15 protein-coding genes are annotated in these 16,933 nt (G+C 39.7%); 9 read left to right on the forward strand and 6 right to left on the reverse strand.

Translation table 11 applies throughout. The annotated features are described in order from the left end of the window. The 7 genes from OSH00_RS13125 to OSH00_RS13155 form a co-directional block, all read left to right on the forward strand. On the forward strand, positions 1 to 1,459 hold a 1,459-nt coding region (locus OSH00_RS13125), incomplete at its 5' end, for a YadA-like family protein (protein WP_266130791.1). A gap of 64 nt (positions 1,460 to 1,523) precedes the next feature. Beyond that, on the forward strand, positions 1,524 to 2,318 hold the full coding sequence (tpgA, locus tag OSH00_RS13130) for a trimeric autotransporter adhesin/peptidogylcan-associated protein TpgA (RefSeq protein WP_266130792.1): 795 nt from the start codon (positions 1,524 to 1,526) through the stop codon (positions 2,316 to 2,318). Positions 2,319 to 2,501: 183 nt separating this feature from the next. Continuing rightward, complete coding sequence (locus OSH00_RS13135; protein ID WP_266130793.1) at positions 2,502 to 2,897, forward strand: hypothetical protein; 396 nt, start codon at positions 2,502 to 2,504, stop codon at positions 2,895 to 2,897. Positions 2,898 to 3,256: 359 nt separating this feature from the next. Then, the gene (ilvD, locus tag OSH00_RS13140; RefSeq protein WP_266130794.1) at positions 3,257 to 5,086 is read left to right on the forward strand and encodes a dihydroxy-acid dehydratase; all 1,830 of its coding nucleotides are present in this window, start codon (positions 3,257 to 3,259) and stop codon (positions 5,084 to 5,086) included. A gap of 255 nt (positions 5,087 to 5,341) precedes the next feature. Beyond that, a complete protein-coding gene (locus OSH00_RS13145; RefSeq protein WP_266130795.1) occupies positions 5,342 to 6,697 on the forward strand; it encodes a hypothetical protein in 1,356 nt (451 codons plus the stop codon). After that, positions 6,675 to 6,965 carry a chorismate mutase gene (locus OSH00_RS13150; RefSeq protein WP_004825764.1) on the forward strand — a complete coding sequence of 97 codons (291 nt, stop codon included), beginning with the start codon at positions 6,675 to 6,677 and terminating at the stop codon, positions 6,963 to 6,965. Before OSH00_RS13145 ends, OSH00_RS13150 begins: the two co-directional genes overlap by 23 nt. 54 nt (positions 6,966 to 7,019) lie before the next feature. Further along, on the forward strand, positions 7,020 to 7,400 hold the full coding sequence (locus OSH00_RS13155) for a surface-adhesin E family protein (RefSeq protein WP_266130796.1): 381 nt from the start codon (positions 7,020 to 7,022) through the stop codon (positions 7,398 to 7,400). Positions 7,401 to 7,539: 139 nt separating this feature from the next. On the opposite strand, the gene OSH00_RS13160 is transcribed toward OSH00_RS13155, so the two are convergent. Further along, positions 7,540 to 8,919, reverse strand: coding sequence for a glutamine synthetase family protein (locus OSH00_RS13160; protein WP_266130797.1), 1,380 nt, complete (start codon positions 8,917 to 8,919; stop codon positions 7,540 to 7,542). A 199-nt stretch (positions 8,920 to 9,118) separates the two neighbouring features. Between OSH00_RS13160 and OSH00_RS13165 the strand changes: the two genes are divergently transcribed. Further along, positions 9,119 to 9,862 (forward strand): sulfite exporter TauE/SafE family protein, encoded by a 744-nt coding sequence (locus OSH00_RS13165; protein WP_266130798.1) that lies wholly within the window; start codon positions 9,119 to 9,121, stop codon positions 9,860 to 9,862. 52 nt (positions 9,863 to 9,914) lie between these two features. Here the strand turns inward: OSH00_RS13165 and OSH00_RS13170 are convergent, their stop codons facing one another. Further along, complete coding sequence (locus OSH00_RS13170) at positions 9,915 to 10,835, reverse strand: LysR family transcriptional regulator (protein WP_266130799.1); 921 nt, start codon at positions 10,833 to 10,835, stop codon at positions 9,915 to 9,917. A gap of 274 nt (positions 10,836 to 11,109) precedes the next feature. On the opposite strand from OSH00_RS13170, the gene OSH00_RS13175 reads away from it, so the two are divergent. Beyond that, positions 11,110 to 11,799, forward strand: coding sequence for an aspartate/glutamate racemase family protein (locus tag OSH00_RS13175; RefSeq protein ID WP_266130961.1), 690 nt, complete (start codon positions 11,110 to 11,112; stop codon positions 11,797 to 11,799). A 73-nt stretch (positions 11,800 to 11,872) separates the two neighbouring features. Here OSH00_RS13175 and OSH00_RS13180 read toward each other — a convergent pair whose 3' ends face one another. From OSH00_RS13180 to ribF, 4 genes are all read right to left on the reverse strand, one after another. Continuing rightward, the gene (locus tag OSH00_RS13180; protein WP_266130800.1) at positions 11,873 to 12,358 is read right to left on the reverse strand and encodes an FKBP-type peptidyl-prolyl cis-trans isomerase; all 486 of its coding nucleotides are present in this window, start codon (positions 12,356 to 12,358) and stop codon (positions 11,873 to 11,875) included. After that, entirely contained in the window at positions 12,351 to 12,890 is a 540-nt protein-coding gene (gene lspA / locus OSH00_RS13185) for a signal peptidase II (protein WP_196075100.1), read from the reverse strand. The genes OSH00_RS13180 and lspA overlap by 8 nt, the downstream gene beginning before the upstream one ends. Beyond that, positions 12,883 to 15,723 carry an isoleucine--tRNA ligase gene (gene ileS, locus OSH00_RS13190; RefSeq protein ID WP_266130801.1) on the reverse strand — a complete coding sequence of 947 codons (2,841 nt, stop codon included), beginning with the start codon at positions 15,721 to 15,723 and terminating at the stop codon, positions 12,883 to 12,885. The genes lspA and ileS overlap by 8 nt, the downstream gene beginning before the upstream one ends. Before the next feature lie 63 nt (positions 15,724 to 15,786). Beyond that, positions 15,787 to 16,788: a riboflavin biosynthesis protein RibF gene (ribF, locus tag OSH00_RS13195; protein ID WP_266130802.1), complete on the reverse strand. Its 1,002-nt coding sequence runs from the start codon at positions 16,786 to 16,788 to the stop codon at positions 15,787 to 15,789. Positions 16,789 to 16,933 lie beyond the last annotated feature (145 nt).

Here is a 16,933-nt window from a genome sequence, read left to right on the forward strand (position 1 = left end):
GAACTACAGCAATGTCACTTTAGCTGGTACGAATGGCACAACAATCAGCAATGTAAAAGCGGGTGCAGTGAATTCAACATCAACAGATGCGATCAATGGAAGCCAATTATATGGAGTTGCCAACAACGTTAAGAATGTGATTGGTGGATCAACGACGATAGACGCAACCACTGGTGCGATCACAACAACTAATATTGGGGGCACGGGCTCAAACACAATTGATGGTGCAATCAGCAGTATCAAAGATTCATCGATAAAAGCGAAGACTACAGTAACTGCAGGAGATAACGTTGTGGTTACTCCAGGCACAAATGCAGACGGTTCAACAAACTACCAGGTTGCTACAGCGAAAGACTTAAAAGTTGATTCTGTAAAAGCGGGTGATACAGTTCTGAATAATGCGGGTATCACTATCGGTAATAATACCGTTGTCTTGAACAATACTGGATTAACCATTGCTGGTGGACCGAGTGTAACCACAGCAGGTATTGATGCGGGTAATAAAACCATTAAAAATGTTGCAAATGCAGTGAATGCAACAGATGCAGTCAACAAAGGGCAATTGGACAGTGCAATTAACAATGTCAACAACAATGTTAGTGAACTTGCCAACAATGCCGTTAAATATGATGACGCATCAAAAGACAAGATTACACTGGGTGGTGGCGCAAATGGTACAACGATCACCAATGTGAAAGATGGTACAGTTGCGCAAGGTTCTAAGGATGCTGTCAATGGCGGTCAATTGTGGAATGTTCAACAACAAGTCGATCAGAACACAAGCGACATTAGCAATATCAAAAATGATATTAACAACGGTACTGTAGGTTTGGTGCAACAAGCCGGTAAAGATGCACCTGTGACTGTTGCAAAAGATACGGGTGGCACAACTGTGAATGTCGCTGGTACAGATGGTAATCGAGTAGTGACGGGTGTTAAAGAAGGCGCAGTGAATGCAACATCTAAAGATGCGGTCAACGGTAGCCAGTTGAATACTACCAATCAAGCGGTTGTGAACTATCTTGGCGGTGGAGCAGGTTATGACAACATTACGGGTAGCTTCACAGCACCAAGTTATACGGTAGGTGACTCGAAACATAACAATGTTGGTGGCGCAATTGATGCATTGAACCAAGCAGATCAAGCATTGAATAGTAAAATTGACAATGTCAGCAACAAGTTGGATAACGCATTCCGTATTACCAACAACCGTATTGATGATGTCGAGAAAAAAGCCAATGCAGGTATTGCAGCTGCGATGGCTCTAGAATCAGCACCATATGTACCAGGTAAATATACCTATGCAGCGGGTGCAGCTTACCATGGCGGTGAAAATGCAGTCGGTGTGACCTTACGTAAAACGGCAGATAATGGTCGTTGGTCAATTACAGGTGGTGTTGCTGCAGCATCTCAAGGTGATGCAAGTGTCCGTATCGGGATCAGTGGTGTAATTGACTAATTCATGAGACAGGGAAGATCTTCGGGTCTTCCTTTTTCTTCGAAAATTTTTTAAGAGAGAAAAAATGAAAGCATTTAACAAAAAAATTATGTTCAGTGTATTCAGCGGTCTTGTGATGTCATTGAGCCATGCTGCTGAAGTTGAAAGCTCAACGACGCAAGAAATCCATTTTCCTGAAGTAAAAGACAGTTATTTAAAACAAGTGAATCGTTATGAATATGATGATGTCGCACGTTTGGATAAAGGATTAACGAAAGATCAGATTCGACATATATTGGGCAATCCCCAATTTTCTGAAGGATTGTTTGCTGTTAAGACATGGAACTATGTTTTGGATATTCGTGAGCCAAGTTCAAATCAATACAAGCGTTGCCAGTTACGAATAGATTTTGATAAACACTATCGTTCAGATAATCTGTATTGGAAAGGAGAACAATGCCAAGGCTTGATGGCTTGGGGAATCAACAATCAATCTGAGACAGAGCAAACGATTTTAGCGCCAACAGGACAATCTGCGAGTGTATTATTTTACTTTGATCAAGCGGATAAAAAAGGCGTCAAGAATAATGAAGTAATTAGCAAAATTGCAGATCAGATCAAACAATCTGATGTGAATACCCCAGTTTTTGTGGCTGGCTATACTGACCGTTTAGGTTCATTTCAACATAACCAACGTTTATCAGCGCAAAGAGCCAACACTGTTGTTGAGCTATTAAAACAGCAGGGGATTCGAGGCGAGCAAATCCAGTACAGTGCTGAAAATAAAACTGATGTATATCAGAAATGCACAGGGATGAATAAAAAGATTCAATTGGTTGAATGCCTTGCACCGAATCGTCGAGTAAATATCACCTGGTAATGGCTATCTATTCTTTATAGCATGACTAAAATAAGAAACGATCAATGTTGGCAAGATCGTTTCTTATTTTTTTTGTGCAGCTGTTGATCAAAATACCTGAAGATATTGAGATTAAAAGATTTTTTATCGATTGAAAACAATCGAGTATAACCATGATGAAAAAAAGTATTAACACTGGTTGGATTGGGTTTTGCCTTACATGTACAGGCATTTGATAAGACCCAAGTCAATCTAGCCAATGAGTTTTGGGGGACATGGTCTGTTTACAATGCAAAAACACAATGTACAGAAAGTTATCAATTTACCAAACCGGCTCAATTTATCTATACCACCAAGCACAAGCAAATGGCAGGTGATTTTGCAGTATTAAGAAATGAAAATGCGCAGACCCTAGATGTACTAGCGATGAAAGTAAAAACAGACAATAAAAAAGCAGGCTGTGGTGGAGTGGCTGTAGATTATACCAATGCGGATGTTCGTTTGAGCTTAAAGTGGATATCTGCGAAGACTGCTGAACTATGTACAGATCGCGAAGGTAAGCAATGTACAGGTTTATATCTGATTAAACAAAAGCAATGATATTGGGATCATCCATATTTGAGCTTTTTTTTGTAGAGGCTTTTTATAAAATTAAATTTAGTGATTGTTGTTAAATCATAAATATTGTTTATTAAAAAATAAAAAATTATTCATAGAAGTTTTGTGCCTTATCGCGCGTGATAGCGTTATATTAAATATCAATATTTATTTACCATTAAAGTATGTTGAAATATAAGTAAACACGTCTTGTTTAAAAAAAGATCATACTCAAGGTCATTGGTTCTACGTTAACTTATAGTATGATGTGTACATATTTCGACTGATTTATTGCTAGATCAGTTTTATTTAGCCAGAGTGAATCTTATTCATTTCAAGCTCAATCAATGTTGGAAATACAAATGCCTGACTATCGTTCAAAAACATCGACACATGGAAGAAATATGGCTGGTGCACGTGGCTTATGGCGTGCAACAGGAATGAAAGATGAAGATTTTGGTAAGCCGATTATTGCGGTAGTCAACTCATTTACCCAGTTTGTACCTGGGCACGTTCATCTGAAAGACTTGGGTCAACTGGTTGCTGAACAGATTCAAGCAGCTGGCGGTGTGGCAAAAGAATTCAATACCATTGCCGTGGATGACGGTATTGCTATGGGGCATGATGGCATGCTGTATTCACTGCCTTCACGTGATTTGATTGCAGACTCTGTAGAATATATGGTCAATGCACATTGTGCAGATGCCATGGTCTGTATTTCAAACTGTGACAAAATCACACCCGGGATGTTAATGGCAGCAATGCGTTTAAATATTCCAGTCGTGTTTGTGTCTGGTGGTCCAATGGAAGCGGGTAAAGTAAAAATCCGTGGGACAGAACGTGCAATTGACTTAGTTGATGCGATGGTCGTTGCAGCTGATGATAACTTTACTGATGAAGAAGTAAAAGAATACGAGCGTTCAGCATGCCCAACGTGTGGTTCATGTTCAGGTATGTTTACAGCGAACTCCATGAACTGCTTGACTGAAGCATTAGGCTTATCATTGCCAGGAAACGGTTCGACTCTAGCGACACATGCCAACCGTAAAAAATTATTTGAAAAAGCAGGGCAATTGATTGTTGAACTGGCTAAACGCCATTATGAACAAGATGATTACACGGTATTGCCACGTTCAATCGCAACAAAAGCATCTTATGAAAATGCCATGACCCTTGATATTGCAATGGGGGGATCAACCAATACCGTATTGCATTTATTGGCAGCAGCAAATGAAGCAGGCGTTGATTTCACGATGGACGATATTGATCGTTTATCACGTAAAGTGCCTGTATTGTGTAAAGTTGCTCCTGCAAAACATGATGTACATATGGAAGATGTGCACCGTGCAGGTGGAATCATGTCGATTCTTGGTGAACTGGATCGTGCAGGTTTATTAGATACCTCGGTATATACTGTACATGAGCGCACCTTAAAAGATGCATTGGATAAATGGGATATTATTCGTACAGAAGATCCCGTGGTATATGAATTCTTCCGTTCAGCACCAGGCGGTGTTCCAACTCAAACTGCATTCTCACAAAACCGCTATTACCAGACTTTAGACGGTAACCGTGAAACAGGTGTGATTCGTAATGCTGAACATGCATTCTCTAAAGATGGTGGCTTGGCAGTATTGTATGGCAATATTGCTGTAGATGGCTGTATTGTCAAAACTGCGGGTGTTGATGATTCAATCTTAAAATTCAATGGGACTGCACGGGTATTTGAAAGCCAAGATGCTGCAGTAGATTCAATTTTAGGGCATGAAATTAAAGCAGGTGATGTAGTTGTCATCCGTTATGAAGGACCACGTGGTGGACCGGGTATGCAAGAAATGCTTTATCCGACTAGCTATTTAAAATCAAAAGGTTTAGGTAAGGAATGTGCTTTACTGACAGATGGTCGTTTCTCAGGGGGGTCTTCTGGTCTTTCAATTGGACATGTATCACCTGAAGCTGCGGAAGGTGGTGTGATTGGATTGGTTGAAGACGGCGATTTGATTGAAATCGATATTCCAAATCGTCGCATCAATCTTGCTGTTGATGAGGCAACTTTAGCGACTCGACGTAAGCTTCAAGATGAAAAAGGTTGGCAGCCAGCTGAAGAACGTCCTCGCAAGATTTCAAAGGCATTGAAAGCATATGCGATGCATACGACCAGCGCTTCAAAAGGCGCAGTGCGTGAAATCTAAGTGCTAAAATCAAAATAAGGCAGTAGATCAACATAAAAAGCATCCATAAATGGGTGCTTTTTTATTGAATTGACCTAATCGTTTAAATTTTATCGGGTTTTGGGATATTGATCATTCAGAACCGAATTGCTATAAATTTGCTTATAACTGATCGTCATCAATTTTTTCAGCATCTTCAGTGAATGAATGATATGCTTGAGCGAGTTTCAGTCAGTTTTCTCTGATTTATTTAGTGCTTATTTTGAGGCTCTTCCCATGTCACTGCTACGCCGTTGGTTTGATCCAATCCGATCGAGTTGGTTTTACCAAAAACCGGTTCGCCAAGAGGTGTTATCTACGGAACAGGGGTTGAGTATCTATCTACGTTTAGATGATGTGTATAGTTATCTTGCGGTACAACAATTAACCCAATTGGACGATATTTTAACTGATGACTTAAAACCCTTGAAGGTGATTATTTCCAATACTTCGTCAGAACCCCCCAATGGGATGACTCTAGAAGAATGGCGCAATTATTCTTTAGAAGATGCCAAAATCTTAGCCAACCAACACCGTTTTAGCTATGATGATGAAAAACCAGAACAACCCTCTCCAGAAGCATTAAAACAAGCAGAAATCATTCTGAGAAACACACCGCTTACAGGTCAGAACTTTCTTTATTTACTCGAAGACGTATTTCATATGCTGTGGCAACAACAGTATGGAAAATTACGAACTTTGTTTGTGATGGCAAGTCAACACCAAAGACCACAAAATTTCCCTGAACGTATTTTTAGCCATACCCCTATTCTAGAAAGTTATTTTGAATTTGGTGGGCGAAAGTATCATGCAGTGGATGACTTATTGCGTTTAACGCGGCGTTTAAAACAACAAAAATTATTGACGGGTAATCCCATTTTTTTAATCAATCATATCGAATGGCGCGAGCATTTGATGAGTGATGCAGAAGAGCTTGCTGAAATTCAGACCATGCATCCAGAACTTGATTTATATATTGCCTTAGAAGATCCAATCAGCTGGTTATTATTGGCTTACATTAAAGAAGAACTCGCTAATTATTATAATATTCAATTGAATTTATATCCGTTGAGCTATCACGGTCGAGATTCTTTTGACTGGAGTTTGGCAACACGCCTGTCCAAGCGTTCGGAAGTGAAATTCACTCCATTTTGCCGTCCAACCGCTGAAGGCACTCTCAATATGGCACAGCTATATTATAGTGTGCCGGAAGAACAGCGTGTGGATGTGATGTATGATATTTTACAAGCTGTATGGACCAAAGGGCGTGATCTGTCTTTTAAGCCGCACTTACAGCAAATGCAGCAGGATCTTGCAATTCAAGATTTAACAGATCTTGATGTTGAGCCCTTATTGAAAGCCAATGATCAACAATGTGCTGAGAAACATCAACCCGATTTTCCTGTTTTAGAGTTGCGAATTGAAGGAAAGCGTTACGTATTTAATAGTCTATATCGCGTTTGGATGATTGAAAGTATTTTTAGTAATGTGTTAGAACATAAGTATAAAACTGAAAATGAGTTAGAACGAGCTCAACATATGAGCGAAGCACAGGATGCAGAAAAAACCAATGATCAAAAAAGAGAAGTGTGAATCTTTGGAACAAGTCCGTGATCGAATCGATCACTTGGATCAAGAGTTGATTGAATTAATTGCAGCACGTCAATATTATGTGGATCAGGCAGTTCGATTTAAACGCACAGCTGAAGATGTACAATCACCAGAGCGTGTACAACAGGTGATTAATAAAGTACGTCAAAAAGCCATTGATGTGGGAACGAATCCGGATTTGATCGAAATGCTTTACCGGGAAATGATTCAGCATTTTATTCAGCGAGAATTAAAAGAAATTCGCCCATAATTGTGCAATAATTTTATTTTATATTTCATCATTTATTTTACTTTAGAGAACGATATGAAAAAAATTATTTTAATCTGCATAACAACAATGTTGAGTCAGTATGCACTTGCAGAAAATTGGAAATTAATCATTAAAGATCCAGATGGAAGCTTTTATTTAGATACTGATCGCCTTGTGAAAAAAGGCAAAACAGTCGATTATTGGGCAAAGTTTGTTGCTGATGCCGATAATGAAGAACTTGAAATGAAAAAAGGTGACTATACCTTATCGCATAATTTAGACCATTGTGTAGAACGTACGACCAGTATTAGTTTAGTCGAAGATTACTTAAAAAATGGTGAATTGATCAACCGAGATGACGAAGCTTCTGATCCAAGCTCGGTGGATGATGATGAAATCAATTTGGCTTTCTTTAAATCAGTCTGTAAATCATGATGGACATCTGGATTTATTTTAAATTTTAAACATGTTTAAATCGAAAATCCCTTTTTGGATAAAAGGGATTTTTTATGAATAGAAATCCAGATATCTAGTGGCAATCAGCTCTAAGCAAGGTTGTTTTTTGCGCCTGCAATTAAATTCCCCAATCTAACTCTGTCTGGGTAATTTTATTGATCACTGTCTGATATTCAAATCTTTTACATGCACACCACAACTGCATGAATTCTGTACCAAAATACTGTTTAAAAATGCAACTTTTTTCAAACAGTTGCAATGCTTCAAGCTGATGGATGGGTAAGCTGTGCTGGATATTGAGAATGTTCAATTTTGCGTTGGTTTGTGCTAAGTCGAGTGGTGCATGTAGCCCATGGAGTACACCTGCCAAGATGGTGGCGACACAGAGATAGGGGTTTACATCTGCACCTGCAACACGGTATTCCAGTCTTTGGTTATCTTGATCCGCACAGGGTATGCGAATGGCAACATTACGATTATTCAATCCCCAATTGGCTTCAAGTGGCACATGCTGTCCAAATTGAAATCTCCGAAATGAATTCACATTTGGCGCCAAAATTGCCATAGACGCTGGCATTAAATCGATTAAGCCCGCAATGATTTTTTGCATGACAGTGTTTGGGTATTTAGACGAATCTAATCGGAAAATATTATTTTGATATTGATTGAGTATGCTCATATGAAAATGCATACCACTGCCTGCTTTGGACATATTGGGTTTTGCCATAAAACTTGCTTGCAAATGGTGCTTTACAGCAATTTGACGAATCATGCGTTTAATTGCCATGATGTCATCACAGAGTTTTAAAATATTATGACTATGTTGAATATTCAGTTCAAATTGCCCTGAGGCACTTTCAGCAACAATTGCGGTGAGATCTATATTTTGCCGTTTTGCTTCCTGCTCAATTTGTTGAAGAATACGATGGAAATCATGGGGTGTATCCACATCAAAACACTGAGTCTGAGGAGTTTTAGCATGTTCTTGTTGGCTTGATAAATAAAACTCGATTTCACCTGCTATGACAGGAAAGTAATGTATTTGGTGCAGTGTCGTTAAGATTTTTTTGAGCAGATTACGGGGTTCTAACATACAGTCCGAACCATCATCCGACTGCATGCTTAGTAACAGTTGTGCATGTTGGGTAGGGTGATCTGCACAAGATTTTAAACTGCCTAAGACAGGCATGCATAAGCGGTCAGGCTCTCCGATATATTTACCCAGACCACTTTCTTCCACCACCTGACCATTCAAATTCATCGCATAAATCGACAGTGGAAAATAGCAGCCTTTTTGCAGTGAATGGAGTGCATTCACCTCAATACGCTTTCCACGGATATGCCCATTTAAATCATGTAAACAAATATCGATAAAACGCGTTTCTGGGTAATTTTTTAAGTATCGTTGTGTTTCAAGATAAAAATCATTGTTGTCCTGATGCTCGAATAACAATGTTGTGGGGAAAATTTTTGTAGAACTTTGAATCGGCATATTCATGGTCAATACATCCAAAATGGGATGCAAAAAGTATAGAAAGCTTGGTTTAAGCAGTAACGTAAAATGATCGTAAATTCTGTGTCGATAAAATGATGCTATTTAAGCCTCAATATTTAATTGAGGCTCTATCCTAAAAACAGTGATATTTCAAATCCACAGATTGGCATAGCATGACCTCAATATAGAGAGGTAAAGCGAGATGATGGGTTTTGTCATAGGTGTATTTGCAATCGCAGGAATGATTAAGGGAACCATTGGGCTTGGCTTACCTGCGGTATCGATGGGTTTATTGAGTTTAGTCATCAGTCCATTTCAAGCGGCAACACTGTTGATTATTCCTTCAATGGTCACCAATTTTTGGCAGTTATTTGCTGAAGGAAATGTGTGGCGGTTAGTCTGTCGCTTTTATCCTTTATTATTGGGGATTATTGTCGGCTCGATCTGGAGTATATTTCCGACATTAGGACATTCTCATGGCAGCTTTCATAGTGAGGCGCTCTTAGGAGCAATGTTGGCATTGTATGGGATTTATGGCTTATTTGCCAAACGAATGCCAAATCTGGAACCTCATGAAAAATGGCTTTCTCCAATCATTGGATATTTAGGCGGTGCTTTAACTGTTGCCACAGGTGTCGTAGTGATTCCAGTTGTACCTTATTTGCAATCTTTGCATTTAAAGCGTGATGATTTGGTTCAGTCTCTAGGGTTGGCTTTCACGGTTTCAACGGTATGCCTTGCGATTTTCCTGCATCAAAATCCTGTTGAAAATATTCCGATTGATTATAAATTATCACTCATTGCTTTAATTCCATCACTGCTTGGCATGTGGGTGGGAACAAAAATTCGCTATCGAATTCCAGAGCAAAAATTTCGTAAAGTTTTCTTTTGTGGCTTGGTGATTTTTGGATTGTATTCTGTATTACATCAGTTTGGTGTGGTCTAAATATCTCTTCTGAGATTCTTGAGTTACTGAGATCAATAGGGTCTTATTCAATTTAAGACTGCGGTATCCCATCTAAAATCAGTTTGGTTTTCTGTGAAATTAAAAATTGGACAAAGTGCTGATAGGCTGTTGGAAGTTCATCAAAATTCTGTGCAGCCAATTGCAATTGACGTTTTGCCCATTCACCCACCAATTCAATTTGATGAAATGGATAATGCTGATTTAATCTGATTGCAGCACGCTTTGGCATAATCGCAATACCTACGCCGTTGGCGACCACCTGAGCAATTGCTGCAAAATTGGGTAATCTTAATCGATACTGAATTGCACAATTGAGTAATTTTGCCTGATTTTCAATGGATTGCTGTAGGGAGTGATATTGCATTAGACCAACGAATGGATAATTCATCGCATCAATCAATTTTAATTCTTGGCTTTGTTGAAGTTCATGATTGGGAGGGCAAATCAGTACCAACGGATCATCTGAAAACTCAAGTGTCTGTAGCTGATGATGATTAAAAAAGCTCGAAATCAAACCTAATTTTGCATTGCCTTTTTCGATGGTCTGGATAATCTCATTGCTTTCCGCTTCTCGTAAATCAATTTGAATCTGCGGATTTTCAACCAAATACTGAGGTAACAATAGTGGCAAATATTCGCTTTGCGCGGATGAATTACACCATAAGGTCATATGGTTACTCAGTCCTTGTGTATAGGGCGACATGGCTTGTTCAAGCTGCTTGGCTTGTTGGATCAACCTTAAAGCCTGTTCTGCAAAAGTTTGTCCTGCGATGGTCAGTTTAACCCCCGAGGCATGGCGAGTAAAAAGACGTGTTGTATAGTGCTGTTCGAGCTTTTTTATGCGCTCACTGGCCGCTTGCAATGAAATAGAAGAGCGTTCAGCACCTTTGGTCAGACTTCCTGTGTCCACGATATTGGTAAAGAGTTGCAAATCGAAGAAGTCTAGGCGCATGTGAATCATAATGGGGTTGAAATAAGATGAAAGTATAGCTGAATAATCATACAAATATACGCTATCGTGTAGATTGTTTCAGAGATACGTCAGACTAGATTTCAATTGAAACAATAATGCTGCGATCACGATGATGTTGGATGGAAGAAATCGAGTATCTTAAGTCACTATATTGATGAATATAAGGGCTTTAAATAGAACCGGATTTACTCATATGGCTCATCTATCTGTGATGTCAATGAAAATAAATGAAAACGCTGAGAGAGCACAAACAGTGAAAACGATTGGTTTATTAGGTGGAATGAGTTGGGAATCTACAGATTTATACTATCAACAGTTGAATAAAAGCGTGCAACAAAAATTAGGAAAATTACACTCTGCAAAAATTGTTTTAATCAGTGTTGATTTTGCTGAAATCGAAATATTACAGCATCAAGGCTTATGGGACGATGCAGGAATATATTTAAAAGAGAAGGCAGTTCAGTTGCAGCAAGCAGGGGCAGAGGGCATTTTACTGTGTACCAATACAATGCATAAAATTGCGCCCTATATCGAGCACTCGATTTCTATTCCGTTCATTCACATTGCAGATGCAACAGCAAAAGAAATTTTAAATCAGAACATTCGAAAAGTGGGTTTATTAGGCACTCAATTTACCATGGAGCAAGATTTCTATAAGCAGCGGCTGGAACAGCAGGGCATCCACGTACTGACACCTCATCAAGCGCATCGAAAGATTGTTCACGATATTATTTATGATGAATTATGCTTAGGCGTGATCAATGAACACTCAAGACATAAATATATCGAAATTGTTGAGCAGTTAATATCAGACGGTGCAGAAGGAATTATTTTGGGGTGCACAGAAATCTGTATGCTGATCGGAGACACTCGGTTTTCTGTTCCGCTGTTTGATACAACGTCGATCCATGCCCAAGCTGCTGTGGATTTTGCTTTGTCTTAACCTTTTAAAGGGAATGTGCTAGATGCAATAAAAAAGCCCCCGTAGGAGCTTTTTTATTGTTATAAGCAAAGGCTTACATAATTTTCACACCTTGCTGACCTGCAGGGGTAACTTTGAAGATTTCAACTTCAAAGGTAATATTTTTACCTGCAAGTGGATGGTTAAAATCTACTTCGGTAATATCTTCACCGACAGTTTTAACCACACCAAATAGGCTTTGTTTGGCTTTATCTTCAAACTCAATCATATGTCCTTCTACAGGACGCTGTTCGAATTTTACTGTATCAAACTTCTGTACGTTTTCAGGATTCCATGGACCGAAAGCATCTTCAGGAGGAAGGCTGACAGTACGACGGTCACCAGCACGAAGACCAAATAAAGCTTTTTCAAACCCCGGTAATAAGCTGCCATCACCCATAACTAAACTAACAGGTTCTTCACGGCTACGGGTATTATCAATTTCAACACCACTTTCAATCGCAACAGAAAAGTGCAGTTCTACTTTTGATCCATCTGCAATACGTGTTTCGTCATTGGGGTTAATCATTTGTTCAGTCATTTTGCGCTTCCGCACGTTGAATACGATGCTTTTCTAAAAAGAAAGTATCAATTAACAATAAAATGGTGCCGAGGGTAATCGCACTGTCCGCAATATTGAATGCAGGAAAACTACTTCCTTGATAATGCAAATGAATGAAATCAACCACATAACCCAATGTCATACGATCAATTAAATTGCCTAATGCGCCACCAAGAATCAATGCGATTGCAGCAGGTAAAATCAGCGTTGTTTTTGGCATACGCATCAGCCAAAAAATAAAGATGATAGAGACGATACCCGCCAGTCCGGTAAATAAATAATGTTGCCATCCGCCTGCATCGGACAAGAAGCTAAATGCTGCGCCGTAATTATGCAGTAATGTCCAGTTCAAAAAAGGCAGTACAGGCACAGGCTGAGCATAGGTCAGGTGTGTACTTGCAATGTTTTTTGTCCATTGGTCAATGATAATGGCAAGAACAGAAAGTCCAAGCCACATCAAATTATGAGGATAAAACTGGAATAAGCCCTTTTTATTTTGCGGATTAGGCATATTTTCTCTCTTCGCCTTGACCTGTAGGAAGGTTGATAATACAACGAGAACATAGACCTGGATGTTCAAGATGTGTATTTACATCTGGAAGTACATGCCAGCAACGTGCACATTTCTCACCTTCGGCAGCCGAAACCTTAACACGTAAGCCCTCGATATCAGTCGCTTCACCTTGTTCAGCATACTCATAAACAATGGCTTGCGAAGTAATCAAGACAAAACGAAGTTCATCACCCAGTTGGTTCAATACTTGTTGTAGATCTGCATTTGCCCAAAGCTCAACCTTCGCTGACAGGTTACTACCAATCAGTTTTACATTACGCGCAGCTTCGATCTGTTTGTTAACCGCAGATTTAACTTCAATTAAGGTCTGCCAATCCGCTTCAGAGATCAAGTTGCTGTTGGATGCAACTGGAATATCATACCAGTGTGCAGTAAATACATATTTTTCAGTTTGTTCAGGAATCAATGGCCAAGCTTCTTGTGCAGTAAAGCTCAAGATAGGACTCATCCAACGAACAAAGGCTTGAACTAAATGATACAACGCAGTTTGCGCTGAATGACGAGCCGCTGAATCTGCCTTGGTGGTGTATTGACGGTCTTTGATAATGTCTAAGTAGAAACCACCCAGGTCATTGATACAGAAATTCGTCAAGGCATTGGTTACGACATGGAAATTCATATCTTCATACGCTTGTTGAATGGTTTTCTGCACATCCGCTGCACGTTGTAAGATATATTGATCAAGCGCAATCAGTTGGTCTACTGGCAATGCATCTGTTGATGGTTTGAAACCATTCAAGTTTGCCAACAAGAAACGCAAAGTATTACGAATACGACGGTAGCTATCACTGACACGGCTAAAGATTTCATTACTTGCCGCAATTTCATAACGATAGTCACTTGAAGCAACGTACAGACGTAAACCATCCGCACCTAATTGTTTGATGATGTCTTCAAGCGGAATAAAGTTACCCAATGATTTTGATAGTTTACGACCCTTTTCATCTACGGTGAAACCATGGGTCAATAACGCTTTATATGGTGCACGTTTATGAATCGCAATTGAGGTTAACAATGAAGACTGGAACCAACCACGATGTTGATCTGAGCCTTCAAGATATAGATCTGCTGGATCTTCAAGTTCTGCACGTTCACGTAACACTGCATAATGGGTTGTACCTGAGTCAAACCATACATCCAAGGTGTCACGAACCGCATTGTATTGCTCAGCATCGTCACCAATGAATTCTTTGGCTTCACGGTTATACCAACCATCAATGCCTTCTTTTTCGATCAGCTTCGCAACTTCTTCAATTAATTCAGGCGTGCGTGGGTGTAGTTCATTGGTATCTTTATGGACAAAGAATGGGATTGGTACACCCCAAGTACGTTGGCGAGAAATACACCAGTCTGGGCGACCTTCGATCATGGATTTGATTCGGTTTTTACCCCAATCAGGGACAAAACCGATGTCATTTTCGATGGCATTTAAAGCATTTTGGCGTAGACCATTTGCATCCATGCTGATAAACCATTGCGGAGTGGCACGGAAAATAATTGGTGTTTTATGACGCCAACAGTGTGGATAACTGTGTTTAATCGGTTGATGCGCCCACAATTTACCGATACTTGATAAAGTTTCGATGATTTGTGGATTGGCTTTGTAAATGTGTTCACCCGCAAAAAGTGGCGAAGTCGGTAAATAAACACCATTTCCGCCCACTGGATTTTCTACTTTTAAGTTATAGCTTAGACCTACTTTATAGTCGTCCACACCATGCCCTGGTGCTGTATGTACAGCACCAGTACCACTGGTTGCAATAACATGCTCACCTAAGATGACAGGTACTTGACGGTCAGTAATCAATGGATGCTGTAACTGTAAATTCTCAAGTTTTGCACCCACAAAATCAGCCAATACTTTTGGACTTTCAAGCTTGTAACGTTCACATGCAGACTCAACCAAATCTTTGGCTAAGATGAGATTTTGAGTACCACGTTCAGATTGAACTTCAACCAATTGATAGTCTATTTCAGCATGCAGTGCAACAGCTTGGTTGGCAGGTAACGTCCAAGGTGTTGTAGTCCAGATCACGATATCTGTTGGGTGAGTAACAGTCAGTCCAATTTTTTCAGACAAATCAGTCAGACTGACGACACCAAAGCCCACATCAATTGCATCAGACTTTTTATCTTCGTATTCCACTTCTGCTTCAGCCAGTGAAGAACCGCAGTCCATACACCAGTTCACAGGTTTTAAACCAGGTTCGATATGGCCTGCTTTGGCGATTTCACCCAAGGCACGGACAATATCGGCTTCTTGCTTAAAATTCATGGTGAGATATGGATTATCCCAGTCACCAAACACGCCCATACGAATGAAGTCTTTTTTCTGCAATTCGACCTGGGTATACGCGTATTCACGGCAAGCTTTACGGAAGGTTGAAGCATCAACTTTCACACCCACTTTGCCGACTTTTTCTTCAACTTTTAATTCGATCGGCAGACCATGGCAGTCCCAACCTGGCACATAGGGTGCATCCATACCGTCTAAAGTACGGCTTTTTACAATAATATCTTTTAAGACTTTATTGACCACATGACCTAAATGCAATGAACCATTTGCATATGGAGGTCCATCATGCAAAATATATTTTTTCTTACCAATACGCGAAGCACGAATCTGCTGATAAATGTTGTCGGCATACCACTCTTCTAACCATTTTGCTTCACGTACTGCGAGATTTGCTTTCATTGCAAATTCAGTACCTGGTAGGTTTAGCGTGGCTTTATAATCCACTGCATTTTCAGAAGTTTGCTTATCGCTCATGCAAGTTGTCATCCAATATTATCAGCACCATTGCTGACGCGTTTTTACAATAAAAAATTAAGGTTAAAAAGGAAATTTGGGGGTGTTTTTACGAAACTCAAGCAATCGTTCGACATCATCATCAATCCCCGCTTGGAGCGCTTCAAGAGATGGGTAATTTAATTCACCATGTAAATAGTCGAGGAAAGTGACTCGCATCAACAGACCATACAGATTAGCAGAAACATCAGGAAAATGTACTTCTAATCGCCATTCTGGATGCTCTTGTTGAATTGCAGGACGTGTGCCTACATGACCTGCACCATATAAAGCATCGGTATGATAGCCAAGAATACCTTTTTTATCAGGGGATTCCGCTCTAACCTTTTCTGTTAAAGATGTGGTTTCACAAATGACTTCTACGCCATAAATACCACTCAAACAAGGTCTATGGCGCCCAACACGAACATTAATGGTGGGAAAATTTAAGGTACGACCAATTTGATCACCGTATTGCACACGGCCAATCATGCTATAGGGACGACCCAATAATTTTGCAGCAAGTGAGAGATCACCTGCATGAAGTACTTGGCGAATACGGGTTGAACTGACGCGTTCACCATTAAACTCAACAGTATTGAGATTCGTTACATCAAAACCGTACTGTTTTAAAAATTCGCTATTTCCTTGACGGTCTTTACCAAAATGAAAGTCGTCACCTAAGATCAAGCTTTGTGCATTGAGTTTGTTCTTTAATAAATCAGCGAAGTTTTCGGCACTTAAACTGCGAAATTGATTATCAAATTTGGCAATCGCAATATAGTCGACGCCCAATTCAGTGAGATACTCGACTTTTTCTCTCAGTGAAGAGATGCGTGGAGGTGCTTCATAGCCTTTAAAAAACTCTAAAGGTTGAGGCTCGAAGATCATCACCAAGGTTTTTAAGTTTTGTCTTCTGGCAACGTCTTTCAGTTGCGAAACCATAGCCTGATGTCCCAAATGGACACCATCAAAATTGCCAATCGTCACTGCGGTTTGGGGCAATTGGAAATTTGGTGCTAAGGCATTTAGACGTAACAGCTGCATGGTTTCAAAATAAGCTTAAAATTTGAAAGGACTATATATTGCCATAATCTCACAGTTTCGTCTTGTTGTTGTGTTTTTATCCAGAAAAAAATATTGAGAATAATTTTTAATATCAGTAAAATTGATTCATTTTATGAAAATAAAT

Source organism: Acinetobacter nematophilus (genome assembly GCF_026344175.1).
In the GTDB taxonomy this organism is placed as follows: domain Bacteria; phylum Pseudomonadota; class Gammaproteobacteria; order Pseudomonadales; family Moraxellaceae; genus Acinetobacter; species Acinetobacter nematophilus.